The sequence below is a fragment of the Pseudocitrobacter sp. 73 genome, assembly GCF_008369545.1.
Classification (GTDB): domain Bacteria; phylum Pseudomonadota; class Gammaproteobacteria; order Enterobacterales; family Enterobacteriaceae; genus Pseudocitrobacter; species Pseudocitrobacter vendiensis.
The window spans coordinates 1-2,223 of sequence record NZ_VTZO01000084.1 but is presented as its reverse complement, the minus strand read 5'-3'; the positions used below and the strand labels follow the sequence as shown (position 1 = coordinate 2,223).

Annotated in this window: 3 protein-coding genes; all 3 read right to left on the bottom strand. The window is 45.3% G+C overall.

Features of this window, described 5'->3' with window-relative positions:
- Window positions 1-462: CatB-related O-acetyltransferase (locus F0Q32_RS25880; protein WP_039023274.1), on the bottom strand; the 462-nt coding region annotated here is incomplete at its 3' end.
- A gap of 137 nt (window positions 463-599) precedes the next feature.
- The gene (locus F0Q32_RS25875; RefSeq protein ID WP_001334766.1) at window positions 600-1,430 is read right to left on the bottom strand and encodes an oxacillin-hydrolyzing class D beta-lactamase OXA-1; all 831 of its coding nucleotides are present in this window, start codon (window positions 1,428-1,430) and stop codon (window positions 600-602) included.
- Between the two features lie 130 nt (window positions 1,431-1,560).
- Window positions 1,561-2,115 (bottom strand): fluoroquinolone-acetylating aminoglycoside 6'-N-acetyltransferase AAC(6')-Ib-cr5, encoded by a 555-nt coding sequence (locus F0Q32_RS25870; RefSeq protein WP_063840321.1) that lies wholly within the window; start codon window positions 2,113-2,115, stop codon window positions 1,561-1,563.
- Window positions 2,116-2,223 lie beyond the last annotated feature (108 nt).

Here is a 2,223-nt window from a genome sequence, read left to right as displayed (position 1 = left end):
GCTAACTTTGCAACAGTGCCCCACATCTTTTGTCACCAACGAGCGGCTGCCTATCACCGCACCGTGCCCGATCTTGATTCCGGGCATGACCATTGCCTCAGAGCCGATCCAAACGTCATTGCCAATGACAGTATTACCTGCTTTTTGGAAGGCATCGAGTGCGCTTGAGAATGCAGGTTCTTCCTGCATATAAAAGAACGGGAAAGATGATGCCCAGTCGTACCGATGCCCCTGATTGCCAGCCATGATAAAGGAAGCCCCACTCCCGATAGAGCAGAAACTACCGATGATCAACTTATCAACGTCATCACGGTCCGGAAACAGATACCGTGCGCAGTCATCGAATGAGTGCCCATGATAGTAGCCAGAGTAATAGCTGTACCGCCCAACTTTGATATTGGGGTTCTTCACTTGCTCAGAAAGCAGCTTGCCTTTGAAGGGGCTATCAAAGTAGTTGGTCATAAGAGATCCCGCGGTCTGTGACTTTGCCGTCTAACGTTTGAAATAAGGGGCGCCGAGCGCCAGCGAGGGGAGCCAAAAGCTTGCTTTTGGCCGTCCCGACTTGATTGAAGGGTTGGGCGATTTTGCCATTAGATTTTTTATAAATTTAGTGTGTTTAGAATGGTGATCGCATTTTTCTTGGCTTTTATGCTTGATGTTAAATTCGACCCCAAGTTTCCTGTAAGTGCGGACACAAAAACATATTTATGTCCTGATTTGCTTATAATAAACCCTTCAAACCATCCGTTTTGTAAGGTTCTATTTGCTGTGAATCCTGCACCAGTTTTCCCATACAGTTTTGTACTATTATCCAGATCTTGTAGATACATGTTCTCTATGGTGTTTTCTATGGCTGAGTTTTTAACTGGGAGATTGTGATTAATAATTTTACGCAGGAATTGAATTTGTTCTTCTGGTGAAATTTTTAAGCTACTTTCGAGCCATGCTTCTGTTAATCCGTTGTTTCTTTCTTTATCTCCAGAGAAGTCTTGATTTCCATAATCAAAATCTTTGAGATAATTCTTGATTTTATTTAATCCAATTTTTTGGGTTATTTCTTGCGAAACCCAAACAACAGAAAATTGCATCCACGTCTTTGGTGTATGATTGCTGTTCCAGATCTCCATTCCTTTGGGGGTTTTATCCCATTTGAATATGGTTTTCTGATCTATTATTTCCGCATCAAATGCCATAAGTGATAATGCGATCTTGAAAGTTGAATCTGGTGCCATTTGCGTTGCACACTTTGCTTTATTGAATTGAGCAATTTCAGCGTTTGTGGATGCATCGTAAAGTAAAAAACAACCTTCAGTTCCTTCAAATAATGGAGATGCAACAGTAGAGATATCTGTTGATGCACTGGCGCTGCTGTAGATAATATTTGCAATTATTAAAAAAATAGCGAAGTTGATATGTATTGTGTTTTTCATAATAAGTATTGGTTTGGTAAAGGGCTTAATTTTAACGGCTAACAATTAATGAGGCTCCGGGTTCGCCCAACGTTTGACATGAGGGGCGGCCAAGGGCGCCAGCCCTTGGACGTCCCCCTCGATGGAAGGGTTAGGCATCACTGCGTGTTCGCTCGAATGCCTGGCGTGTTTGAACCATGTACACGGCTGGACCATATGGGGTGGTTACGGTACCTTGCCTCTCAAACCCCGCTTTCTCGTAGCATCGGATCGCTCGCAAGTTGCTCGGCGACGGGTCCGTTTGGATCTTGGTGACCTCGGGATCATTGAACAGCAACTCAACCAGAGCTCGAACCAGCTTGGTTCCCAAGCCTTTGCCCAGTTGTGATGCATTCGCCAGTAACTGGTCTATTCCGCGTACTCCTGGATCGGTTTCTTCTTCCCACCGTCCGTCCCCGCTTCCAAGAGCAACGTACGACTGGGCATACCCAATCGGCTCTCCATTCAGCATTGCAATGTATGGAGTGACGGACTCTTGCGCTAAAACGCTTGGCAAGTACTGTTCCTGTACGTCAGCAAGTGTCGGGCGTGCTTCTTCTCCGCCCCACCACTCGACGATATGAGATCGATTTAGCCACTCATAGAGCATCGCAAGGTCATGCTCAGTCATGAGGCGCAGTGTGACGGAATCGTTGCTGTTGGTCACGATGCTGTACTTTGTGATGCCTAACTTTGTTTTTGCGTTGCTCATGATGTCTAACTCCCAATTTGTGTAGGGCTTATTATGCACGCTTAAAGGCACTGTTGCAAAGTT

Coding starts and splice junctions, on each gene's coding strand:
- F0Q32_RS25875 (WP_001334766.1), bottom strand. CDS start 1,430: ATGAAAAACACAATACATATCAACTTCGCTATTTTTTTAATAATTGCA.